General features: G+C 54.6%; 17 protein-coding genes, 1 tRNA gene and 1 pseudogene. 7 read left to right on the top strand and 12 right to left on the bottom strand.

From position 1 onward, the window contains the following. Positions 1 to 2 precede the first annotated feature (2 nt). Together ACR3EJ_RS09810 and ACR3EJ_RS09815 are read right to left on the bottom strand one after the other, a co-directional pair. Positions 3 to 3,134: an efflux RND transporter permease subunit gene (locus ACR3EJ_RS09810; RefSeq protein WP_480422923.1), complete on the bottom strand. Its 3,132-nt coding sequence runs from the start codon at positions 3,132 to 3,134 to the stop codon at positions 3 to 5. A 4-nt stretch (positions 3,135 to 3,138) separates the two neighbouring features. Continuing rightward, complete coding sequence (locus ACR3EJ_RS09815) at positions 3,139 to 4,266, bottom strand: efflux RND transporter periplasmic adaptor subunit (protein WP_170541065.1); 1,128 nt, start codon at positions 4,264 to 4,266, stop codon at positions 3,139 to 3,141. A 446-nt stretch (positions 4,267 to 4,712) separates the two neighbouring features. Between ACR3EJ_RS09815 and ACR3EJ_RS09820 the strand changes: the two are divergent. Continuing rightward, a pseudogene (locus tag ACR3EJ_RS09820) lies at positions 4,713 to 6,094 on the top strand (transposase). Between the two features lie 125 nt (positions 6,095 to 6,219). Here ACR3EJ_RS09820 and ACR3EJ_RS09825 read toward each other — a convergent pair. Further along, entirely contained in the window at positions 6,220 to 6,864 is a 645-nt protein-coding gene (locus ACR3EJ_RS09825; protein ID WP_170541062.1) for a cation efflux transmembrane domain-containing protein, read from the bottom strand. Between the two features lie 74 nt (positions 6,865 to 6,938). Between ACR3EJ_RS09825 and ACR3EJ_RS09830 the strand changes: the two genes are divergently transcribed. Then, entirely contained in the window at positions 6,939 to 7,355 is a 417-nt protein-coding gene (locus ACR3EJ_RS09830; RefSeq protein ID WP_170541059.1) for a MerR family transcriptional regulator, read from the top strand. Positions 7,356 to 7,624: 269 nt separating this feature from the next. After that, entirely contained in the window at positions 7,625 to 8,281 is a 657-nt protein-coding gene (locus tag ACR3EJ_RS09835; protein WP_170541056.1) for a 3'-5' exonuclease, read from the top strand. A gap of 328 nt (positions 8,282 to 8,609) precedes the next feature. On the opposite strand, the gene ACR3EJ_RS09840 is transcribed toward ACR3EJ_RS09835, so the two are convergent. The 3 genes from ACR3EJ_RS09840 to ACR3EJ_RS09850 all read right to left on the bottom strand — a co-directional run bounded on the left by ACR3EJ_RS09840 (position 8,610) and on the right by ACR3EJ_RS09850 (position 11,018). Beyond that, entirely contained in the window at positions 8,610 to 9,686 is a 1,077-nt protein-coding gene (locus ACR3EJ_RS09840; protein WP_170541053.1) for a DUF2652 domain-containing protein, read from the bottom strand. Between the two features lie 263 nt (positions 9,687 to 9,949). Beyond that, a complete protein-coding gene (locus tag ACR3EJ_RS09845; protein WP_170541050.1) occupies positions 9,950 to 10,363 on the bottom strand; it encodes an ester cyclase in 414 nt (137 codons plus the stop codon). Between the two features lie 124 nt (positions 10,364 to 10,487). Beyond that, on the bottom strand, positions 10,488 to 11,018 hold the full coding sequence (locus ACR3EJ_RS09850; protein WP_170541047.1) for a TetR/AcrR family transcriptional regulator: 531 nt from the start codon (positions 11,016 to 11,018) through the stop codon (positions 10,488 to 10,490). A gap of 550 nt (positions 11,019 to 11,568) precedes the next feature. Here ACR3EJ_RS09850 and ACR3EJ_RS09855 point away from each other — a divergent pair. The 4 genes from ACR3EJ_RS09855 to ACR3EJ_RS09870 all read left to right on the top strand — a co-directional run bounded on the left by ACR3EJ_RS09855 (position 11,569) and on the right by ACR3EJ_RS09870 (position 16,728). Further along, positions 11,569 to 11,642: transfer RNA gene (locus ACR3EJ_RS09855), tRNA-Gly, on the top strand. Between the two features lie 281 nt (positions 11,643 to 11,923). After that, positions 11,924 to 13,744 (top strand): ABC transporter transmembrane domain-containing protein, encoded by a 1,821-nt coding sequence (locus ACR3EJ_RS09860; RefSeq protein ID WP_170541044.1) that lies wholly within the window; start codon positions 11,924 to 11,926, stop codon positions 13,742 to 13,744. A 158-nt stretch (positions 13,745 to 13,902) separates the two neighbouring features. Then, the gene (locus ACR3EJ_RS09865; RefSeq protein WP_170541040.1) at positions 13,903 to 15,792 is read left to right on the top strand and encodes an acyl-CoA synthetase; all 1,890 of its coding nucleotides are present in this window, start codon (positions 13,903 to 13,905) and stop codon (positions 15,790 to 15,792) included. 12 nt (positions 15,793 to 15,804) lie between these two features. Continuing rightward, positions 15,805 to 16,728, top strand: coding sequence for an alpha/beta hydrolase (locus ACR3EJ_RS09870; RefSeq protein WP_170541037.1), 924 nt, complete (start codon positions 15,805 to 15,807; stop codon positions 16,726 to 16,728). Between the two features lie 8 nt (positions 16,729 to 16,736). Here the strand turns inward: ACR3EJ_RS09870 and ACR3EJ_RS09875 are convergent, their stop codons facing one another. The 6 genes from ACR3EJ_RS09875 to ACR3EJ_RS09900 form a co-directional block, all read right to left on the bottom strand. Next, the gene (locus ACR3EJ_RS09875) at positions 16,737 to 17,573 is read right to left on the bottom strand and encodes an alkaline phosphatase family protein (protein ID WP_170541034.1); all 837 of its coding nucleotides are present in this window, start codon (positions 17,571 to 17,573) and stop codon (positions 16,737 to 16,739) included. A 162-nt stretch (positions 17,574 to 17,735) separates the two neighbouring features. Then, on the bottom strand, positions 17,736 to 19,373 hold the full coding sequence (locus tag ACR3EJ_RS09880) for an ABC transporter ATP-binding protein (protein WP_170541031.1): 1,638 nt from the start codon (positions 19,371 to 19,373) through the stop codon (positions 17,736 to 17,738). Next, the gene (locus ACR3EJ_RS09885) at positions 19,370 to 20,185 is read right to left on the bottom strand and encodes an ABC transporter permease (RefSeq protein WP_029621990.1); all 816 of its coding nucleotides are present in this window, start codon (positions 20,183 to 20,185) and stop codon (positions 19,370 to 19,372) included. Before ACR3EJ_RS09885 ends, ACR3EJ_RS09880 begins: the two co-directional genes overlap by 4 nt. Next, entirely contained in the window at positions 20,185 to 21,141 is a 957-nt protein-coding gene (locus ACR3EJ_RS09890) for an ABC transporter permease (RefSeq protein WP_010441877.1), read from the bottom strand. The genes ACR3EJ_RS09885 and ACR3EJ_RS09890 overlap by 1 nt, the downstream gene beginning before the upstream one ends. Positions 21,142 to 21,156: 15 nt before the next feature. Beyond that, on the bottom strand, positions 21,157 to 22,743 hold the full coding sequence (locus tag ACR3EJ_RS09895) for an ABC transporter substrate-binding protein (protein ID WP_170541028.1): 1,587 nt from the start codon (positions 22,741 to 22,743) through the stop codon (positions 21,157 to 21,159). Between the two features lie 124 nt (positions 22,744 to 22,867). Continuing rightward, positions 22,868 to 24,862, bottom strand: a complete 1,995-nt coding sequence (locus ACR3EJ_RS09900) for a CocE/NonD family hydrolase (RefSeq protein ID WP_170541025.1) — start codon at positions 24,860 to 24,862, stop codon at positions 22,868 to 22,870. Between the last annotated feature and the right edge of the window lie 14 nt (positions 24,863 to 24,876).

The following is a 24,876-nucleotide window of genomic DNA, read 5'->3' on the forward strand; positions in this document are numbered from 1 at the left end:
GATCATTCTCCTGTGAGATTTGGTGTTTTGCCGTGCACTTTTTCCCTGAACCGTTGCGCGATGATGTAAAGGGGCGGGATGACAAATATGCCCACAAGAGCAGCTGCGATCATCCCTCCGAAAACCGGCGTACCTACACCTCTGCGGGCGAGCATAGAGGCACCGTCGGCCACAATCAGCGGGTAGAGTCCGGCAATAAATGCAAAGCTGGTCATCATGACCGCGCGGAAACGCGCACGGGCGCCCTGAATGGCTGCATCCACGGCGTTCAGACCTTGCCGGTACCGATCCATTGCGAATTCGACGATCAAAATTGCATTTTTGGCGGCAAGCGCTATCAGGACCACCAATCCGATCTGGGCGTAGAGGTTGTTCTGGAGACCCAGCAACAGCAGCGCACCCAACGCTCCGCACACCGCAAAGGTGACCGAGAATAGGACCGCAAGCGGTATCGTCCAACTCTCGTAAAGCGCAACAAGGAAGAGATATGCGAACAGCAAAGCAAGCCCCAGAACAATAGGTGTCTTTCCGGCGGCCTCAATCTCTTGCTGCGCGGTTCCGGTCCAATCGTAGCTGTAGCCTTCTGGCAGAGTCTGGGCTGCAATTTCTTCCATCGCCGCGATGGCCTCGCCCATTGATACGCCCGGAGACGGTCCACCGTTTATGGTGACGGCCCGAAAATTATTGTAGCGGGCGAGCAATTGCGGACCCAGAATGAATTCTACCTTCGCCACGGCGCGCACTGGCACCATATCTCCGTCGTGATTTCGGACATGAATACGAGCAATATCTCCGACATTGGCCCGGTATTTCTCATCTGCTTGTAAGTTGACCTGCCACGTCCGACCGAACAGGTTCATGTCATTCACGTGATACCCGCCCAAAGTGACCTGCATGGCCCGGAACAGGTCGTCGACATCCACGCCAAGCGTCTGCAGCCTTTTACGATCGAGATCGAGATTCAGTTTTGGCGACTGCGCAGAGAATGTCGTGTAAACGCCCGACAACCGTGGGTCGGCGTTGGCGGTTGTGACGAACCCCGCCGCAGTTGCACCAAGATCTGAAACGCTGTCGCCATGCAAGTCCAAAAGCTCGAACTCGAACCCGGCACCAGTGCCCAGACCAAGGATCGGGGGCAGATTGAAAGGAAAGGCAATGGCGTCTTCCAAACCGGCAAACTCGCGCCGGACATGCCGGATCGAGGATCTTACGGATAAGGCGGGATAGGTTCGATCTTCAAACGGTTGCATGATCGCGATGCCAAACCCACTGTTCGACTTGTTCAGGCCGTCGACAAAGCTGAAGCCTGTGACTGTCATGACATCCTGCACGCCCGGCGCGGATTTGATGATGGTCGAAACGTCCTCCATCACTTTGGATGTGCGATTGATCGAGGCGCCTTCGGGTAGCGCGACTTCAACGAAATAGGCCCCTTGATCTTCGACGGGAAGAAACCCGGAAGGTGTGGTCTTGAACAGCCATCCTGCGCCAAAAAGTGCAAAACCGAGCAGTAAAACAGCGAGGATTGTCCGTCGGGCGAGGATTGAGGCCCCATAGGCATAGCCATCGCGCGCGTTGTCTATACGGCGCGATATCCAGGCCAGCGGTCCACGCTTGGGGGCGCTCTCACGGCGCAGCAGCACCGCGCACAGGGCCGGGCTGAGTGTCAGGGCGTTCAAAGCAGAAATAAGCATTGAAAAGGAAACAGCCACAGCGAATTGTTGGAACATCGTTCCCGTAATGCCGGGAATGAATGCAACCGGTACAAACACCGACAGCAGCACACAGGTTATGGCCAAAATGGGGGCCGTAATCTGTTTCATTGCCTCGCCGGTGGCTTCGGCCACGGTCATCTCAGGGTTTTCGCCCATTACCTTTTCGACGTTTTCGATCACCACGATCGCATCGTCCACGACGATGCCGATCGCAAGTACCAGCGCCAGCAACGAGACGGTATTGAGCGAAAAACCCAATGCCAAAATGAACGCCAGTGCGCCAACAAGCGATACCGGAACCGCGATCAGCGGGATCAGCGCCATCCGCAGGTTGCCCAGAAACAAGAAGACCACGATCACCACCAGGGCAAACGCTTGCACCAGAGTTTTCACAACTTCATCGATACTGGCGCGGACGAAGGTCACCGAGTTGTAGGGCACACTCCAGTTAACCCCATCGGGAAAGGCGCTCTGCAATCCAGTCAGCGCCTTTTTTATGGCCTCTGATGTGTCCAGGGCATTCGCGCCCGGCTCAAGGTAGACACCGATCATTGCGGCTGGCTTATTGTCAAAAGAAGAAAAGGAATCCCGGGTCTTTGCCCCAAGATCTACTCGTGCGATATCACTGATCAGAACGAATGAGCCGTCTGGAAGGGCGCGCACGATCACCTCTTTGAATTCGGCGATGCTGCTTAGCCGGCCCTGGGTCTGGATGTTCAGTTGAAAGGCCGGATCGTCTGTCATCGGTTGCGCACCAACACGTCCCACGGCTGCCTGAACATTCTGTGCGTTGAGCGCGGCGATCACGTCGTCGACGGTCACCGAAAGACTTGTCATCTTGTCGATGTCGAGCCAGATCCGCATTGAGTAGTCAAGTGCCCCGAACAAGGTCGCATCGCCCACACCGGGTGTTCTTTTAATACTGTCCAGAACGTTGATTGTTGCGAAATTCGACAGGAACAAATCGTCGTTCTTCGGGTCATCCGAGGTAATGGCTACGACCTGCAACAAAGCCGAGGACTTCTTTTTGGTGCTGACACCTCCGCGGGTGACTTCTTCTGGCAATGCGGACATGGCCAGGCTGACACGGTTCTGAACATTTACGGCGTTAATATCTGGATCGGTTCCGGGCGCGAACGTAACCTGTAAATTATAGCTGCCATCCGAACCACTGGTTGACTTCATGTAGAGCATGTCACTAACGCCGATCACCTGTTCTTCGATGATCTGGGCAACGGTTGACTCGACCACTTCGGCTCCGGCCCCGGGGTACTTGGTCGAAACCTGAACCTGCGGTGGCACGATGTCCGGAAGCTGTTCTATCGGTAGCTGCGTAATCGAGATCAGACCGGCCAACGTGATCACCACCGAAATGACAATGGCAAATCTGGGGCGGCGAATGAACAGTTGCGAGATCATGGGGTCAGTTCCCGCTGGCGCTTGATGGTGCGTTCTGGGGTGTCGAAATGCTAACCTCAACACCTGCATGGACCCTTTGCAGGCCATCGGTAATAACCTTATCGCCTTCACTCAAACCGTCTGAAATGACAGCCTCGGTTCCTTCGGTCCGGTCAAGTTGGATCTGCTTTTTGACAACCTTATTGTCGCTCCCGATCGTGAAGACAAAGTAACCAGACTGGTCTTTCTGCAAAGCCTTGGCAGGGATCACCAGAGATTTATCACTTGTTGGATCGGTAACAACAATGCGTACCAGTTGGTTGTCAATGAGTTGTCCATCTGGATTGGCGAAGGAACCGCGCACCAGAACGGAATCCGTTCCTGATTGTACCTGGGTATCAATCACTTCGATGCTGCCCGATTCTCCATAAGTGGTACCATCGGCGAGGATCAACTGCAGCTTCAATGGTTCGGTGCCGGACGCCTTCGCGCGCCGCGAGCGAAATTCAAGCAGTTCGGCTTCGGTAACTGGAAAGGTCACGTGGATGGGGTCGATACTAGATAGCGACAACAGGGTTCCGCCCTCGGGGCTGACAAATGCGCCAGCGGACAGGTCCGTCAATCCGATCCTGCCGTCAAATGGCGCAGTTATTTTTGTGTAAGACAAGTTCAGCTGAGCGTTTTGCAGGCTGCCCTGTAGCTCAAGCACATGTCCATCGGCCTCACCTTTCTGAGCCTCCGCTTTCTGGACGACCGCTTCGGGCGTGTCACCTGATGAGTAGAGTTTTTGCTGTCGATCAAGCTCGATATCGGCAAGTTTTTTTGCCGCTTGTGCGGCTTGGATTTGTCCTTGAATTTCCGTGACGGTCGCCTCGTAGGAATCCGGTTCGATCTCGATCAGGACATCTGCCGCTTTAACGCTGGAGCCGTCCTTGAAATTAATGGACTTCACAAATCCAGGTACGCGCGCGATTAGGTCGACACGATCCAACGCCTCGATCCGGCCAGTGAACACTTCGGTCAAAGATACCTGTTTCATCTCTGCCGACGTCACGGTCACTTTAGGCTTCGTTTGGCTGTCCTGCGCAATGACAACAGAAGGATTCAGACCAAAGTTCAAAATCACTGCGGTGACTAACAGCCTTACTGACAAGTTTCATCCTCCAGAAGAGTTTCGTCTGTGCGCTCGTTGAAACCACGGTAACGTAATGCTGTTGAAAATCCACCATTCCCATTGAGTGCATTTCCCACCGACTCAACTAATTGGAAGTCTTTACAAATTAAGTAAGGCGCTTTGGTCTCATAATGCTGTCGCCAATTCGTCGAGACTTTTGAGCAACCTATGAGTCCAGTAAGTTTCTGATCCCGCAGGCGCAGCGAATGTCAGCGGAGCGGGTCGCAACCGAGGGATGACGAACGTCCAGAACGGACCGTTCGTCAAGATTCCCAAAGCCCGTTTTCTGCGCATTTATAACGTTCTACAGCAGGGAAGCTGCTAAGCAGCGAATTGGAGCTTTGTCCCGATTTTGTTGAAAAACTCTTTCTTGATTAGGTCGTCAGCGGCTGATTCAATTCTCTCAAGGAACAGGAGGATTGGGGATGATGGGACCGAGGCAAGAGGCGCAGGCGGCTTTGTTCTACGAGTTCTCGCTTGAAGATCACGTTCCTCATTATCATTTGGTGCGGTCGATTGACCGGTTTGTTGATCTGACCAGCATCCGCACGCATCTGGCGGATTTCTACAGCCACACAGGTCGCCCTTCCATTGACCCAGAACTTATGATCCGCATGCTGCTTATTGGGTATTGCTTTGGCATCCGATCCGAGCGGCGACTTTGCGAAGAGGTGCATCTGAACCTCGCCTATCGGTGGTTCTGCCGCCTCGATCTGACGGACCGCATCCCGGATCACTCGAGCTTTTCTAAGAACCGTCATGGTCGCTTCCGCGAAAGCGAACTGCTGCGCCATGTGTTTGAGACGACTGTTGCTCGTTGCATGAAGGAAAGCTTGGTTGGTGGTCAGGCCTTCGCGGTCGATGCCAGTTTGATCAGTGCCGATGTTCAGAAGCAGAACTCAAGCAATCCCGAAGACTAGGCAGCCCGCGAGATTTGTCCTGATGATGCGCCTCGTGCTGTGCGCGAGTATCTCAACACGTTGGACGACGAAGCCTTTGGGGCGGCGACCACCGCAAAGCCTAAGTTCACAGCCCATGCTGACCCAGCAAGCCAATGGACAGCGGCGCGCAAAGGCCCTGCGTTCTTTGCGTATTCCGACAATTATCTCATCGATACGGACCACGGCATCATCATGGATGTGGATGCCAGCCGGTCAAACAAGACCGCTGAGGTCGCGCGATGCGGAAAATGCTCGACCGGACCGAAGAGAGCTTTGGTGTGAAGCCCGATTGGATCGCGGCAGATACGGCCTACGGATCTGCCGACACTTTGGTCTGGCTGGCTCTGAAGCGCCAAATCCTCCCCTTCATCCCGGTCTTCGACAAGGGTGAACGGACCGACGGAACCTTCTCACGGTCCGACTTCACATGGGATGATGAGAACGACCGCTACATCTGCCCTGGCGGCAAAGAGATGCGGCATACATAGCGGACCTATTCTGATCCAAAACGGAATGCGCCAGTTTGGAAATCCAGAAACTATCGGGCACTGAAATCAGACTGCACAGGATGCGAGCTGAAGGCAAAGTGCTGCCCCAACGCTGAAACGCGTTCGGTCCATCGCGATAAATATGAGATCGTCCGAGACTTCGCCCGCCAATGCACAGCATCAAAGTTCAATCCCAAGGCGCAGGCGCGGCGAAAGAAGGTCGAGATGCTCTTCGCCCGTCTCAAACGCATCCTCGGGCTAGGCAGGCTCCGACTACGAGGGCCATGTGGCGTTCAGGACGAATTTACCCTCGCAGCCACCGCCCAGAACCTCCGGAAACTGGCCAAACTGAAGCCAATGCTGCCTGCCACAGGGTAGAAAAGCAGCATAGCTACGGATTGCTCCAAGAAATCAGGTCAATAAGCCCAAATGTACCGCCAAGAATAACGAGTTTTTCAACGACATCAGCCCATACCTACGTAGTTTGCCCTCCACAGCGAATGTCAGCTTGTCCGAGCTGGTTCATGCTCATGCGCTGCTTCCTCGCGCTGTTCCTCAAGTGCTTGATGAATGATCTGGTACGAAGATGACAAGAAGAGGCTTGCCATGATCGCAGCAACTATTAGGTCAGGCCAACCTGTTGCCGTGCCCCAGACGCCTAACGCGGCAATCATCACAGCTACGTTACCGATGGCGTCGTTCCGCGAGCATAGCCAGACTGATCGCACGTTGGCGTCTCCATCCTTGTAGCTAACAAGCAAGAATACGCTCGCAAGGTTTGTTGCGAGAGCCAACGCGCCGATGATTCCCATAATTTCGGCCTCTGGAACGCCCACGTAAAAAACACGGTAGACGGTGGACCCAAACACCCACGCACCCATAAAAAAGAGGCTGATCCCCTTTGCCAAGGCGGCATTCGTTCGAGCGCGGATAGACGCGCCGATCACAGCGAGGGAAATGCCATAGGTCAGTGCGTCACCAAGGAAATCGAGCGCGTCGGCCTGAAGTGCCTGAGACTTCGCGTAGTGTCCTGCGGTCATCTCGACCACGAACATCGTCGCATTCAACGCGATGACGATCCAAAGCCGACGTTTGTATTCGTTCGACATTCCGTCGAATTTCACCTCGTTGCCGCAGCACCCTGCCATCTCAAAACCTCTTCAGAATCGCCTCAAATCCAATGTAGTGTCTCTAGTGACTAGAGGTTCAAGAGGTTTTTCACATGTTCTCAATTGGCGAGCTTTCGAAGCGGACGAAGGTCAAAGTGCCTACCATCCGCTATTACGAAGAAGTGGGTCTACTGGCCGCACCGGAACGGACGGCAGGCAACCAGCGGCGTTACACAAATGAGGATTTGGAACGCCTGAGCTTCATCCGGCACGCGCGTGATCTCGGCTTCTCCATCGAAGCAATCTCTTCTTTGATTGAGTTACAGAACCATCCGGATCGGTCGTGCGAAGCGGCCACCAAAATCGCAGAAGGTCAGTTGTCCGAAGTACGCGCAAAGATCAAACGCCTCAAAGCTCTCGAAAATGAATTGAAGCGTATCGCACAGGGATGTGACGGTCGCGGTGTGGCAGAAGACTGTTACGTCTTGGCTTCGCTTGCAGACCATGACCTTTGTGGTCGAGATCACTGACCCTCAAAAGCAGACATCTATTCACTGATTGTTAAAGGCCGCTTTGTCCCTCAAACCGTGAGTTCGATCGATCTCAAGTTTCGCGCATGCAGCGAACGGTAGATTCGACGGGCCGCGCCGCAGCATGGTGACTATGGGGTGAAGGTCCGGAAAGGGCCGTTGAGCGAAGCGTCCTATAGGCAGGCTCCACTACTTGAGGACGAGAATGACTTGCCAATATTCATTTGGCTCGCAAGAACTAGGATGCTCAGTTTTCGACCCGTGTAGCGATGGCTGATGAAACTCGACCGGCGCAACGCGCCCAAACGGTGGACACATTGAACAGATTTGGGCATCTTGGAACGCCGCCTGCCGGGCCTTTTCGATTCATAGCGTTGGACGTCGAAACGGCGGGCAAATCTATCAGTAGCATTTGCCAGATCGGGCTTTGTTTTGTTAGCGACGCTGGTTCGTTGCAAACCTATTCTGTCCTGATTGATCCCGAGGGACCATTTGAGAATTTCAATACTGAGCTTCACGGGATTTCCGCTGAAACCGTGATTGGGGCTGAAACTTTCCCAATGGTCTACGCGTCCTTGTTTGAAGTCCTGAACACCCACAACCTTGTGCAACACAGTACGTTCGATGAAACGGCGTTGACGGCCGCTTGTGCGCGGTATGGCCTGCCAATGATCTCGTCGCATTGGACGAATAGTGTTACGATTGCCCGTCGCGCATGGCCGTCGTTGAAGGGCGCCGGTGGTCACGGGTTGGCAAATCTTAAGAAATACCTTGGCCTTGAGTTTCATCACCATGATGCTGGCGAAGACGCCCGTGCCTCGGCATCCGTGATCCTGAAAGCAGAGGAAACTTTAGGGACGCCGTTGTCTTATCTCAGGACAAACCGCCAATTGAAATTCCAATTCGGAAATCCATCCGAGAGATAAGCGGTCAAGGTCTAAAAGATGTTACTGAACGACGAATTGATCGTCCGATGTTACGCAGTTTGCGAACTTCGGCTCTGCTGAAGCAGTCATCATAAACTCTGCTTTGCTCGAATTTTGGGAATGAACTGTCTATGTGGTTAGTTAGTAGCGGGGCAGGGGGCTTTGAGTATGTGACGGGTGGGACCATTGGCTAAATCTTGAAAAACAAGGTATGGGAATGTGCTACTGTTGCTTCGGGATCCGGTGGGCGATGACGTCAGACATCGTACATATGGTAAGCGGCAATTCGCGGTTACCCGTTCAATGTAAGCCACTCAGCAAAGCACTCTTAGGTCGAGGCGTTGAGTTGTTCGTCCATATCAGAAAACGATGTTGCCCAGAATTCTGCCAGAAACGCTGATACCTCCTGCTCTGATATTTCTGATCTATTGCCCTCGGCATCCGTCGCTTGACCCAGTGTGTATCGCAGATCGGTGCCAGTGTTCGTTTGCGTCAATTGATATGTCTCGGGCAGGCTTACTCCAGTGCGCGCCGGGTCCTGGATGCAGGTCGAGAAATAGTCGAACGGCTCCCAATCAGTGATGCGATAGAAAAAGTCCGCCAATTCGTGAGAGCAATGATAGCCCGACCCGTTGCCGAGACGCCCTTGCGGGCTGTCGACGGTGATTTTCTGTACTCGGTTCATCCATTTCAGCTTTAGTTCCGGCGCGACCAACGCCTCCCAGACGACTGCAATTGGAGCATTGAAATGATGACGGAACGTCCAAACTCCGTCTTCCTTAGTCAAGAACTGACGCTCGCGGTTTGCACGCAAACGTTCCCACGATTTAGCCAAATCGTAGACTGACATCGAAACTTTGCCAAAATGCTCGATTTCCTGTGAAAACGGTTCCACTATGCCCTTGATATCCATGGCATGAGCGGCGGCTTCACTGAATAAGGCGTAACTGCGAACACCAGTGGCTTCAACAACATTTGTCTTGGCCATTCGGTGGACCAGAATAATGTCGGCGCCGGAAAAGTCCTTTACTGGGCCAAGCTGCATTTCTTCGAACTGGCCATGATGGGCGATAACCTTCAAATCCAGCCCACTAACATTTGCGCAAGCGTTGCAGGTGCAGGTTGTATTCGCAATTATGTCCTGCCGACGAAGTGCAAATGCGTTGTAGAGGTTCTCGCAGATGGTCAGGAAGGTCTCGCCGGAGGGGAAATCCTGCCGTGTCGAATATGCCAGAACCGCATCGCCTTCAGTTTTCCAAAAATGAAGCGGGTCACCCACTTGCTCGATCAACACACCCAACAAAGATTGCAAAATCGGATTGGCATGATCCATTTCTGACGATGTCAGAAATTGGGTGTATCCGGAAATATCGGCGATCAACAGATATCCAGTTTGAGTCGACATGGCGCCCTCCCCAAAAGAGTGTTTGGCGGGATTATATTTTCTGTTGCACTGGCGATTAACCCTCAAGGTCAATTGACGCCAGATCTGCGGAATGCTTGCGTTTCACACAGGGCTCAAAACCACTTCGGGCTGTTTCTCGCCATAGACGGTCGTCATGAAGCGTAGGCTGGGAGCTCAGAGGCTTAGTAGCAGGTGAGAGGCCGAAGTGGTCACCAATTCACGCATCACCGCCCCTATAAAACGGCGCCACTACATCGATGGCCCTACGCCCATCCGAGTTGTTTTAGTGAGTGCCCGTCGTTCCAGATCTTGGTCATTCGGGCGATCTTACCGCCTTCAAATTCCATTACGTAGGCATAGTTGGTTGCAATTTCCTTGCCGGTGGCCGGAACCGGCCCACCCTCACCGGTTTGTTTGCCGCTAAATACTGCTGTGGCCGTTACGATGTTTCGTTCGTGATCAGTCGAGAAAGAGGTGATATCGTAATTGCCATCGGGGATCGGGGTTAAAATTCCTGCCGTCCAGCCAGTATAACCCTCGATTGTCGATATATCAGCCAATGCATCTGCCTGACATGCAAATGCGGCACCATCCTGACAGTATGCCTTGCAGACGTTCCATCCTTTGCCTGTTTCGCATGCATCAAAGAAGGCCATAGCCGTTTCGGAAATACTCATCGTGCTTCTCCCACCCCTGTTTTACTTATGTCCAGCGCATAGTCGCCTTCAATTTCGTCTGGATGGGATAGTTTTAGAACATTTATTTTAAAAAAACAATTTTAAAATAAATGAAGGATGAACTTCACTCGCGAATTTCCCTCATGATCATGTCGTAAAAATTTGGTATCACATGTTTTTTTTCGTCGTGCCGCCCATACAAAACAGTCCCGTGGACGCAAAAAACAACAAAGCTTGCAAGCTGCGCCGTGTCCTTGTCCGGCCCGATGTCTCCATCCGCCTGGGCATTACGAAAAGCGGCTTCAACCAGCGATTCCACCTCTGCACAGAACGCGCCCACCTGTTCGGCGGCCTCAGGACTTATCACATGTTTCTGCGCAAGGTGGTTCATCATCAGGCAGCCCTTGTATTCCGACTTGGCGGCTCCCAAAAAAACGTTTCTGAGAAACATTTCGACACCCTCTAAATTCGGGTTGTCGATCAGAATACGATAGCGCGGCCCGATGACATGATCACGATAATGATCCAGAGCTGCCGAGAACAATCCCTCCTTGTCCCCAAACTCCTTATACATACTAGCCGTGTTTAGCCCGGTTTCGCGGACGACATCACTTATTGACGTAGCCTTGTAGCCGTTTTGCCAAAAAACACCCATGGCTTTTTCAACTACAGCTTCGCGTGAATATGATCTTGGCCTGCCCATGGGAGAATATTAAAATGATCATTTAAAAATCGCAACACACACCGTCTGAGCAATATCAGGAAAACCGTTCCGCAGGGTAGAATCTTCGTGAGTTGCTGCGGGTGGCCTGTCGCGCAACTGTATCTAGTCAGCCCAGCGGGTCAGTCTGGACTACACGATCATGGAGAAAAGGCTGGGGTGCCTTATCGACGTCAGATCCGGACATAGGTGTGCGCCGGTTCTATATTCATGATCCCGCAAGTTGGTACGCGATTCTGGATGGGCTTCGCGCCTGCAGCGAATGTCCCGAAAGCGGGCGCAGGTGTAGCATCTGGACTGGCCGCTGGATGTCGGCAATGGGCCGGTTGTGCCATGACTAGAGATGCATTCCTTCCTGATGTCGAATTGGATCATCGATGTTTTGATAGCAAACAAAACTACCGGAAGGTTGAATTGTTTTCTTACTCTCGGGTGGTTCCACTTGACCTCCATATTCACATGAAATAGGAGGTGCTGTACTTGAGCGGGCGTTGTGTAGTGGTAAGACCTTAGCCTTCCAAGCTAATGACGCGGGTTCGATTCCCGCCGCCCGCTCCAAGAAATCCCTTCCGACACATAACCTACAAAATCAGAAGAGATTTCTCCTTAAATATTTAATAAAAAACAAAATAGTTGAATTAAAGCGTTTGTCTTCCAAGCTAATGACGCGAGTTTGATTCCCGCCGCCCGCTCCAGTTCTTTCCCCCTGCCAGTTGCGTCAAATGGCCCTTATCGGGCTGCAAATCTGTGCCTTCAGCTTGACCATAACCGTCGCTGCCGCCAAGAAGCAGTGATTGACGCCCGTTTTTGGGCGAATGACCACGACGTAAGGGCCAGACATGGCAAATTCACGCTCCGCCAGTCCAGCGAACAAACCGGCTCCGGGTACTCAGGAAGAGCGCGCGGGATCCAGGAAAATAGGTGTTCTGGCATCGTTGTGGCCCTTCATGAAGCCTTACCGATTACTGATGATCGGCGCGACACTTGCGTTGATTTTGACGGCGAGTATGACGCTGACGCTACCGCTGGCAGTACGCCGGGTCGTTGACAATTTTCGCATCGAAGATGGCGAGCTGCTGGATTGGTACTTTCTGGCGGCTCTTGGTATTGCAGGCATTCTCGCGGTCGGGACGGGTATTCGCTATGCGTTGGTGACGCGGCTGGGCGAGCGTGTTGTCGCTGACATCCGGAAGGCTGTCTTCGATCGCGTGATTGGTATGAGCCCCGAGTTCTATGAACGGATCATGACTGGAGAGGTGCTCAGCCGGATCACGACCGATACGACGCTGATCCAATCGGTTCTCGGATCATCGGTATCGATCGCTTTGCGCAACATGCTGATGTTTGTTGGCGGGCTTATTTTGATGTTGCTGACATCGGCCAAATTGACAGCCATGGTCCTGCTGCTAATCCCCGCGGTGATCGTGCCTATACTGGTTCTGGGCCGCAGATTGCGGACCATCAGCCGGGAAAATCAGGACTGGATCGCGGCGTCTTCGGGCAATGCAGGTGAGGCGCTTGGGGCGGTGCAAACCGTACAGGCCTTCACCCATGAACAAGCCAGCCGTGCGCAATTTGGCGAAATGACAGAAACTTCGTACGAAGTTTCTCTGCGCCGTATCCAGACCCGTGCGGTCCTTACTGTGATCGTAATTTTCCTGGTGTTTTCGGGTATCGTCGGCGTGCTGTGGATGGGGGCGAATGACGTGCGCAACGGAGCGATGACCGAAGGTGTTCTGATCCAATTCGTGATCTACTCGATCATCATGGCAGGCTCGGTCGCCGCCCTTTCGGAAATCTGGAGCGAACTGCAGCGCGCAGCCGGCGCAACTGAGCGGCTGGTCGAACTTCTAAACGCAGAGGATACGGTTAACGACCCTGTGCAAGCCAAGACGCTGCCAGCTCCGGTGCGGGGCGAAATTCGCTTTGGCGACGTGACTTTCCACTATCCCGCACGCCCGGACGTGGTAGCGCTGGATCAGTTTTCACTGCAGATCGACCCCGGTGAAACCGTGGCCTTCGTCGGACCCTCCGGCGCAGGCAAGACAACCGTGATCCAGATGATCCAGCGGTTCTATGATCCGGATTCCGGGCAAGTAAGCCTCGACGGGCTTGATCTGCGCGAACTAGACCGCAATGGCTTTCGCCAGCATATCGCGTTGGTTCCACAGGATCCGGTTATATTCGCCGCCTCGGCGCGAGAAAATATTCGTTTTGGCCGTCTGGATGCTTCGGATGCCGAGGTTGAGGCAGCGGCGCGCGCTGCCGCCGCGCATGAATTCATCTCGGCGCTACCTGAGGGCTACGACAGCTTTGTGGGTGAACGCGGCGTGATGCTATCGGGTGGGCAGAAACAGCGCATCGCCATCGCCCGCGCCATTCTGCGCGACGCGCCGGTCCTGCTGCTGGATGAGGCCACCTCGGCACTCGACGCAGAAAGCGAGCGCGCGGTGCAGGGGGCTGTCGATAATATGCGGGCCGGGCGTACCACGCTGATCGTGGCGCACCGTCTGGCGACCGTGAAGAAGGCGGACCGGATTATCGTGCTTGAGGCCGGGCGCATTGTGGCGCAGGGAACGCATGACGATCTGGTGTCGCAGGACGGTTTGTATGCCCGATTGGCACGCCTGCAGTTCACCGACGGGGTGGCCGCAGAATAAAGTGACGCACCGGCACATCCGGATTCGCCGTTGCGTCATTCTACATTTTCTCACAGCTGATCGCTAAGCCCTTGCTTGCGCGAGTTGAGTTTTACTTCCATCTTGGAGGCAACGAAAACCCGCGCGTGACACGGGAGAGAGATCAGGGGAGGAGCCACATGGCCTTTGTGGGAATCGAAGACAAGGCGCGTATGGAGCAGGAGATGCCATGGGAGGACCGGGATGTGCCCGTGACCTTCCACCAGCTTTTGTCGCGGACGGCGGGCAGGTTCCCGAACCACAAGGCGATCAGCTTTCAGTTGCTATCTGGCCCGACCGACAAAGCAGAGACGCTGACCTGGTCGGAGCTGCTGGGCAAAGTCAATCAGGCGGCCAATCTGTTCCGCTCGCTTGGGATCGGCGAAAAGGATGTGGTGGCCTATGTGCTGCCCAACTGTAACGAGACCTTGGTCACGATGATGGGCGGAGCGGTGGCGGGGATTGTGAATCCGATAAACCCGTTGCTCGAACCCGAACAGATTGCAGCGATCCTGCGTGAGACCAAGGCGAAGGTCGTGGTCACTCTGAAATCCTTCCCCAAGACGGACGTGGCCCAGAAGGTTGAAGAGGCTGTGCGCCACGCCCCCGGCGTTCACACGATTCTCGAGATCGACCTGAACCGTTATCTGACGCCGCCAAAATCCTGGCTGGTGCCGTTCCTGCGCCCTAAGATGGGTGACAAGGAAAAGTTGGCCCACGCGACCTATAAGAATTTCATTGCTGAGCTGAACAAGCAGCCAAAAACGCTGACCTTCGAAGACAGCAAGGAAGATCGCGTCGCGTGCTATTTCCACACCGGTGGCACCACGGGTATGCCGAAGGTGGCGCAGCACAAGTATTCCGGTCTGATCTACAACGGCTGGCTGGGGCAGACTCTGCTGTTTGACGAAAACGATGTCATCATGTGCCCGCTACCGATGTTCCACGTTTTTGCGGTGCATGTGATCGTGATGGCGGCTGTATCGTCGGGTGCGCATGTCATATTCCCGACACCTGCGGGGTATCGCGGTGACGGTGTCTTCGACAATTTCTGGAAGCTGATTGAGCGCTGGAAAGTCTCGTTCATCATTACGGTGCCCACCGCGATTTCAGCTAAGATGCAACGCCCGGTGGATGCGGATATCTCATCCGTCAAAACCGCGTTCTCGGGCTCGGCTCCACTACCGGTTGAACTCTTCCGCAGGTTCGAAGAGGCCACAGGCGTGACCATCGTCGAAGGTTATGGCCTGACCGAAGCCACTTGCCTTGTGTCGTGCAACCCGGTGGATGGAGAGAAAAAGATCGGTTCGATCGGTATTCCGTTCCCATATACAGATGTCAAAATCCTGCAGGACGGGCCAGATGGTCCGACCGAATGCGGTGTCGATCAGGTCGGCGAAATCTGCATCTCGAACCCTGGCGTTTATGCGGGCAACACCTACACCGAGGTCGATAAGAACGTAGATCTCTACCATTTCGACAAGTACCTGCGCACGGGCGATCTGGGCCGTTTTGATGAGGATAGTTATCTTTGGATTACAGGTCGGGCTAAAGACCTGATCATCCGGGGCGGCCACAATATCGACCCCGCCGAAATTGAAGAGGCGCTGCTGGGGCACGAAGCTGTCGCCTTTGCCGGCGCGATCGGTCAACCGGATGCACACGCAGGCGAACTGCCATGTGCGTTTGTTGAACTGGTCGAAGGGGCCTCTACAACGGAAAAAGAGCTGCTGGAGTTCTGTAAGGTTCACGTCCACGAACGCGCTGCACAACCCAAGCATTTGACCATTCTCGATGAACTTCCGAAAACCGCAGTAGGCAAGGTATTCAAGCCTGATCTGCGCAAGCACGCGATCACGCGTATATACAATGGTGCTCTGGAAGCCGCCGGCGTCGCGGCACGGGTCGTTTCTGTCATCGACGACAAGAAACGCGGGCTCGTCGCGCAGCTTGACGCGAACGGCGCGTCCGAGGACGATGTGGTCAAGGTGCTGGGTGCGTTTACCCGACCGTGGGAGTGGTCTGAATAATTTGGAGGGACAATGGACTATGAACGTCTAATCGACGAAGAGACCTGGGATTTCATCCGGCGTACCGCCGAGAGCTATCCCGATGATACGGTCGAAATGTCCATTGCTGACCAACGTCGGGTCTATGACACGATGTGTCAGGATTTTCGCCAACCGCGACCTCCGGGCGTTGATGTTCAGGACAGGTCTGCCGATGGCGTGCCTGTTCGCGTTTACACTGCCGGTGATCCCACTCGAAATGTGATCTACTTTCACGGCGGCGGGTTCGTGGTGGGCGGTCTGGACAGTCATGATGACGTCTGTGCTGAAATCTGTGTTCAGACTGGCTATCGGATCATCTCTGTCGATTATCGCCTGTGCCCTGAATATGTGCACCCGGCGCAGTTTCAGGATAGTTGGACTGCGGTGAGCTGGGTGGTTCAGGAATATGGCGATCCAATCGTTCTGGCGGGAGACAGTGCAGGCGGTAATCTGGCTGCAACTGTTGCGCATTATGCCCGAGGGCGATTGGATAACGTGCTGGGTCAGGTTCTGATCTATCCCGGTTTGGGCGGTGACATGTCAAAGGGTTCGTATATCGAACATGCAAATGCGCCGCTTCTAACCCTGGACGACATTCGGTTCTACCAAACTGTACGCTGCGGTGGGCCTGCACCGGATAACGATCCCTCATTCGCTCCGTTGCAGGATGATGATTTTTTTGGCCTCCCGCCGACGGTTGTTGTGACGGCTGATTGCGATCCACTGCGGGATGACGGACCGGCCTATTGTAAGCATATAACTGCGGCAGGTGGGTTGGCCCATTGCATTAATGAACCGGGGTTGGTTCATGGGTATTTGCGCGCCCGAACTTCGGTCAGGCGCGCCGCTGACAGCTTTGAGCGTATCTCGGTGGCGATCGAGGCGCTGGGGCAGGGGATCTGGGCTTACGACTAACAAGTGCCTCAGTTCAGGAACGACTTGGCCTTCATAGTATCTGCCACGGGCGCACCGACGCGCTGTAGTATGGTTGGCGCAAGCTGAAGCTGGTCGATCACGGTCTCGGTGTCAGGCCCTTCGGCGTCACCAAAATAGTAAAGAGCCGTTTCCTGCTGTAACGGGCTGCGCCCTCCGTGATGGCCGCGTTCATCTTGGCCATGATCGGCGGTTACGATGACATCGTAGCCAAGCTGCCGCCAACGCGGGATGAATGGTGCCAGCATTTCGTCCATGACGAAACAGGCGTGGTCCATTTCCTCACAGTCGTGGTAGAAACGGTGCCCCATACTGTCCAGCGTGCAGGTGTGCAGAATACCGTAATCCAGCCCAAACCGAAGGCAGAGGTTGGTCAGCGTGGCGAACAGATCAACGTCGGATGGCGTCATCTGGTTGGCTTTGCCGTAGCCAGTCATCGAATGGAATCTGCCATGGTTGATGGTCTTGCTGTCAGGCTCGTCGTATTCCACATCACGAACGTAGTCGAAGGGGTGACGGTTGAAGAATTGCGACCAGTAGCTATGTGTGACCGCGCCGGTCACACCGCCCACTTCTCGAACCTGACTGAAGACGTCCTTGTGAGACAGCCGAAACACGTTGCCATTACCGGTGCAGCCATGCTCTTGCGGTGTGACACCGGTATGGATCGAAGCGTAGCAACTGGCTGATGTCGAAGGCAGGACAGAGCGCAGTTTCCAAACCCGCGCATCGCCGCTGTCGACCCATCCTTCAAGATTGCCAAACAGTCTGCGAAAGTTGCGCCACGGCACACCGTCGAGAATGATCAAAAGCAGTTTGCGGTCCATTGTCCGGCCCTATTCTTTTCGAAGTATTGGTTGTCGCGACCCTAGGGGATTCGCTTGCACGGGGCTGCCCATTTGCGCCCTAAATTGTAAAATCCCGACGTTTGTTTTCAGTCAAACGCCGAGATTTCCAAACATCATGCAATGTTCGGGATAAGTCCGGGATTAGTTGCCCGCACTTTCCATTTTGCGATGGGCGACAACCTCTTCCAGCCAACCCAGATGCATTTCGGGCACCGAGCTGAGCAGCAAATCGGTATAGTCATCGAAGGGTGGGCTCAGCACCTGCGACTTGGGTCCATAGCGGACCACGCGGCCCTGATACATCACGGCAATACTGTCACTGATGGCGCGCACCGTCGCCAGATCGTGGGTGATGAACAGATAGGCCACATCCTCGATCTTCTGCAAGTCCAGCAGCAATTTAAGGATGCCATCTGCCACAAGCGGATCGAGCGCCGAGGTGACCTCATCACAGATGATCATTTTGGGCTTGGCCGCCAATGAACGCGCGATGCAGACCCGCTGTTTCTGACCACCAGACAGTTCGGCTGGGTAGCGATCGATGAACTTCTCGCCCAGCTCGATCTCATCCAGTAGTTCTACGATACGCTTGCGTTTCTCAGCACCGCGCATGTTGAAGTAAAACTCCAACGGTCGCCCGATGATCGTACCGACTGTTTGCCGCGGGTTCATCGCGACATCCGCCATCTGATAGATCATCTGCAACTCGCGCAGATCTTCAAGCGAACGGCCCTTCAAGTCGGGGCTAAGTTTCCGACCGGCAAAGGTGATCTCGCCATCACGCGGCGGCAGCAACCCGGTGATCACACGGGCCAGCGTCGACTTGCCTGAGCCGGATTCACCAACCACAGCCAATGTCTGCCCCGGATGAAGCTCAACATTGACGTTGTGAAGAACGTCGAAGTTCAAGCCTTTGTAGCGCGCGGTAATGCCATCGACGCTCAGCACCGGGTCCGCAGTGGGCTGCTTTTCTTCGTGTTCAATCGAGCGAACCGAAACCAGCGCCTGAGTATACTCTTCTTGCGGATTGTTGATGATCTGATCGGTGTTTCCATACTCGACCGTATTGCCCATCCGCAGAACCATGATGTCGTCGCTGACTTGTGCGACAACTGCAAGGTCATGCGTGATGTACAACGCAGCGACACCTGTATCGGCGATGGCCTCCTTGATGGCCATCAGGACGTCGATCTGAGTGGTCACGTCCAAGGCCGTGGTAGGTTCGTCAAACACAACTAGATCCGGTTCGGGGCACAACGCCAGCGCTGTCATGCAGCGTTGCAACTGACCGCCCGAAACTTGGTGTGGGTATCGATCACCGATATTGTCCGGATCGGGCAGGCCTAGCTTGGCGAACAATTCGCGCGCGCGGGCCTCGGCCTCTTTACGAGAGAATTTCTTATGTTCGACTGCAGCTTCGACCACCTGATCCATGATCTTTTTGGCGGGGTTGAACGAAGCGGCTGCTGATTGCGAGACATAAGACACCTCGCCGCCGCGCAGGTTGCGGATATCACCCAGCGCTGACTTCATGATGTCACGGCCGTTGACCCAAACCTCGCCACCGGTGATCTTAACGCCGCCCCGGCCATAGGCCATCGAGGCCAGACCGATGGTCGATTTGCCAGCTCCGGATTCACCGATCAACCCCAACACCTTGCCGGGCGCGAGGTCGAAGCTGACCCCGTGCACGATTTCGATGTCATGGGGCTTTTCACCCGGCGGATAGACGGTCGCGCCGATCTTGAGGTCGCGGACCTTGAGAAGGGTATCACTCATCCTCGGCCTCCTTTCAGCGATGTGGTACGGTTCAGAACCCAGTCAGCAACAAGGTTGACCGAGATCGCTAGCGTGGCGATGGCCACTGCAGGGTAGAGCGCGGCGCCAATACCGTAGACGATGCCGTCCTTATTCTCTTTCACGATGCCGCCCCAATCCGCCAAGGGCGGCTGGACGCCAAGGCCCAGGAACGAAAGCGTCGAGATGAACAAGACCATAAAGATGAACCGCAGACCGAACTCGGCCACCAGAGGCGACAGAGCGTTGGGCAGGATTTCACGGAAAATGATCCAACGGCGTCCTTCACCGCGCAGTTTGGCGGCTTCGACGTAGTCCATCACGTTGATATCTACGGCGACAGATCGCGACAGACGATATGGTCGTGTCGCATCCAACAAGCCCATCACAAGGATCAGGATCGGAACGGTTACCGGAACGATTGCCAGAATAACCAGCGCCAGGATCAGCGTAGGGATCGACATGATCAGATCGACCGTCCGGCTAAGCGCCTGATCGGCCCATCCGCCCAAAACTGCAGCAAGTAGGCCCAATGACGTTCCCGTCAGAAAGCTGAGAAGTGTAGCAGCTGCGGCAATGAAGATTGTTGTGCGCCCGCCATAGATCATGCGGGTTAGCAGATCGCGGCCGATATTGTCCGTGCCCAGCAGATGCTCGGAGCTACTCGGCTCCCAAACGTCGCCGACCACTTCTGCCATTCCATAGGGCGCGATCAAGGGTGCGGCGATCGCGACAAAGAAATAGGCGCCGGTGAACATAAGGCCAATCAGTGCCGAAAGAGGAATGTTCTTTATCATTTCGGATGCCTCAGTCTTGGGTTGGCAAGGATCGACACGATATCCGCGACCATGTTCAGGCCAATGTAAACGGCTGCAAACACCACACCGCAGGCCAGAACAACAGGCACGTCACGCTTTGTCACGGCATCTACGAGGTACTGCCCCATACCGGGATAGACGAAGACAACCTCGACCACGACGACACCTACGACCAGATAGGCCAGGTTCAGCATGACTACGTTCACGATAGGTGAAATCGCGTTGGGAAAGGCATGCCGGGCGATAACCTGAAAGGTGCTCAAACCCTTTAGTTCAGCCGTTTCAATATAGGCGGATTGCATAAGATTAAGAATGGCAGCGCGTGTCATGCGCATCATCTGCGCCAGGACCACCAGCGTCAGTACGAAGGCTGGCAAAGCAATGGCATTTAGCTTTTGCCCAAACGACATTGAATCGTTGACCATCGCTAGCGAGGAGAACCAGCCCAGTTTCACTGAGATGTAGTAGATCACCACATAGCCGATCAGAAATTCCGGTATCGAAACCGTTGTGAGCGTGATGGCAGAGATCAGTTTATCCGGCCAGCGGTTGCGATAACGCACGGCCAGAAGACCAAGAAAGATTGCAAGTGGAACGGAAACGATGGCAGCGACGCATGCCAGAAACAGTGTATTTCCAAGGCGTTTTCCAATGCTCTCAGAAATATCCAGTTTGTTTGTCAAGGATTGGCCAAGATCGCCCTGAAAAATGCCTCCCAGCCATTCGAAATAGCGAGTCAGGGCAGGGCGGTTCAAACCCATCTCTTCGCGCAGGTTAGCAAGGGCCTCTGGGGTTGCGGACTGCCCCAGGACGGCTTGCGCGGCGTCTCCGGGAAGGGCTTCGGTCAGGCCAAAAATCAAGGCCGAAGCGCCGAGCAGCAATAGGAGTCCCAGCGCCAGGCGCTGGGAAACCAATTTGATGATAGGATGCATTATCCGTAGCCCGTTTTAGACGAACCACATTTTGCGGGATATGTTGCCGTTCATCATCTCTTGCGTCGGGTCAGATTCCCATCCGTCCAGTTGGTTGCTGATGCCCTCGACAAAGTCGTTGAACATCGGACAGATCAGGCCGCCTTCGTCGCGGACCATTCGGCCCATTTGGCTGTAGATGCTTTTGCGTTTTTCAACGTCCAGCTCTGCCTTTGCCGCGAACAGCATGTCGTCGAACGCCTGAACCTTAAACCGAGTGTCGTTCCAGTCTGCGGTCGACAGGTACGCGGTCGAATACATCTGGTCCTGAACCGGACGGCCGCCCCAGTACGAGGCACAGAACGGCTGAACGTTCCAAACCTCGGACCAGTATCCATCGTTGGGTTCACGCTTGATTTCAAGCGGAATTCCAGCCTGTGCGGCGGTCTGCTGGAACAGTGCAGCAGCGTCCACAGCACCCGGGAAGGCACCGTCGGCTACACGCAATATGATCGGCGAACCATCATGGCCGGACTTTTTGTAGTGCTCTGCAGCTTTCTCAATGCTGAATTCGCGCTGTTCGATGGTTTCATCAAACAATGGGTAGGCTGCGTTGATCGGCATGTCATTCCCGATCGAGCCATAGCCACGCAGGACTTTGTCTACCAATTCCGCACGGTTGATTGCGTATTTCAATGCCGTGCGCAATTCGTTGTTGTCGAACGGAGCCGTGTCGCAATGCATGATAAAGACATAGTGACCGCGACCGGCGGTTGAATGCACGGTCAGGTTAGGCGCACGACCCAACAGGTCGGCAACTTTGGGTTCAACGCGGTTGACGGCGTGGACCTGTCCGGACTGCAGTGCAGCGGTCCGCGCAGTTGCATCGTTGATCACAACAACTTCGACGCTGTCAAAATTACCGAAATCGCTGTTCCAATGGTTTTCGTTCTTGGTGAACAGGTGACGGACGCCGGGTTCGTCCACTTCCAGTTTGTACGGACCTGTGCCGATACCTGCAGCCGGGTTATCCATGCCGCCATCGGGCTGAATAATCAGGTGATAGTCGGCCATCAAATACGGCAGGTCGGCATTTGGCTCGGTCAATGTGACCTGGAAATTGTCTCCATCGGCCTTCATCGACTCGATGCCTTTCATGATGCCCAATGCACCTGATTTGGAATCTTCGTTCGAGTGGCGCTGCATAGTTTTCAGCACGTCATCGCTGGTCATGGTCTTGCCGTTGTGGAACTCGACACCTTGGCGCAGTTTGAAGGTCCAGACTTTGGCGTCCGAGCTGCCTTCGACACTTTCGGCCAGGCGCGGCTCGATGGTGCCGTCGGGCGCCACTTCGACAAGCTGGTCGCCGAACTGCTTACCGTTCTGGAACGGTACTGAGCTTGCGTAGGTTGCCGGATCCAGCGAGTTGGTCGATTCGCCGCCCTGCAAACCGAATTTCAGATCGCCGCCTTTCTTCGGCCCAGCCGCACGTGCGGCATCGGCAAACATAGTGCTTGCGATTGCGGCCGAGACACCCAGTGCCGCAGCTTTTCCCATGAATTCACGGCGGGTCAGCTTTCCAGCCGTGACCTGCTTTGACATGTGAGTGAGTTGTTCGTTCATCCAGAGATCTCCCAGTTGATTGGATGTTCGGTCCATTGTTGGACTTTTTATTGACGCGTGAGTCAAAGTAGGGGCAATTCAGGGTGGTGGGCAAGTGAAAATCTTTCGTCTGAAGCTTCAAAACTTACATTTCATTGCGCGGCACCGTGTCTTCGAGTGTTTTTGAATAGACCAATTCGTTATTTTCGAAGGCGCTTATCTCCGCTCGAACAAAAAAGTTCTTATCATCGGACCACATCTCGCAAACGCTTTCAGTGAATAGGAACGATTCACCGCGCTGCTGTTCTTGTGTCCAACGACAATAGCCCCGCGCCGATAGGGGTTTGTCGGGGTGAATCGACCACTTTTCTGTTGCGGTGCTTCCGGTGATCAGCCCATGCGTTTCGTCACTGAGTTTGCCAAAGTCATCCTCGATGATCAGGTGGGTTTCGCCGGTGGTCATATCCAATTCCACACGCCGGGAATTTTGCGTTTCTCGAAGAACACTGACGGGATTCGCAGATTCTGCATCGGGAGGGGCGAAGTTGTATTCGTTTGATTGACCTGGCGGACGCGTTGGAATGATTATGTCGCCTTCAGTCAGTTGAAGCTCGACAGTTTCCGGCGAAGGCCAAATTAACGGCCAATAGGCGCTCGAGATCGCCACGCGTAACCGGTGCCCTTTCGGTATTCGATAAGCGATGTGATCCAGGTCCAGTTCTATGTCGTAGGTCTGACCGGGTAGTAGGGGGATGGGATCTGCATGGCTGTCGCGGTGCGTCAGATTTAGCACCCCATATGTGATCCGCGTCGAAGCACCGTCCGGGTGTATATGATTCAGCCGAACAGCAATCTGCGCCTGAGGTTTGTCAGCACTCAGGCGGAGCCGAGTTTTGGGTGCGCCCACAATCTCGATATCGGCTGCCAATGGGTCGCTGTCGAAACAGGCTGAAAGCGCGTCGTCCCCCCTCTGGTCCCCCGGCATATCCGGACCTAGCCAAATCGCACAAAACTCGCCGCTTTCAAGACCGCAGGTATGTGGCGATCGGATTGAGGTGTTCAGTGACCCTTCTTGCCCAGGGCCGGCATCGGTCAGTTGCATCGTCAGGGTTGGCAAATGCGATGTCGCACCTTCATCCTCGGCAATCCAACGTCCTGCGCGCTCTTTGTACCAGCGCGCCGGACGCACACCGTTCATCACATAAGCGCGGTAGTCTGGGTCATCTTCGACACCTGTATCCTTTCCCTTTAACCAATGGTCCCACCACCTTAGGGCCTCCTGCAAAAAACCGATACGAGGTTCAGGAACCGCGAAATGAGGATATTTGTGCACCCAAGGGCCAACAACACCTTTGACCGGCGCGTTTAACTGTTCGACCAGTAATGGCACAGTGTTCTTGTATGCGTCACCCCAGCCTCCAACCGCCAGGGTGGCCGCTTGAATGGCATCAAAATTCTCGCAGACGGAACCATGGCGCCAATAGGCATCACGTGTTTGGTGGCGCAGCCAGACGGAGGGCAGGAAAGGATCATTCTCTAACCGATCCAACCACAGCTCACGCCAGTTTGACCGCAGATCAGGGTCCGGAGCACGAGAGGAGTAGGACCACATTGTCGCGCCCCAGCCCAGATTTTCATTTAGCAGGCATCCGCCTTTGTAATGTATGTCATCGGCATACCGGTCCGCGGTCGAACAAAGCGTAATGATTGCCTTCAAAGGCTCGGGCTGCATCGCGGCAACCTGCAATGAGTTGAACCCGCCCCAACTGATACCCATCATCCCGACCGTGCCGCTACACCAGGGTTGATCGGCTAGCCATTGGATTACTGCGACGGCATCGTCTAATTCCTGCTGAGTGTATTCATCCTCCATCAATCCTTCGCTGTCACCGTTGCCGCGCATATCTACGCGTACGCAGGCATATCCACGTTTGGCAAACCAGGGATGTGTTAAGGCGTCACGTGCAGTGGTACCGTCGCGTTTGCGATATGGCAGATGTTCCACAATGGCGGGAACCGGGTCTTCGCCCGCATCGATCGGGCGCCAGATCCGGGCTGAAAGGCGGCAGCCATCTGGCATGGTGATACCCATATCAGGGATTTCTTCGATCTCGCGAAGTGCGTTGGAGGGCGGTGCCATATCTCTGAACTCCT

Source organism: Ruegeria sp. AB11, from assembly GCF_056536325.1.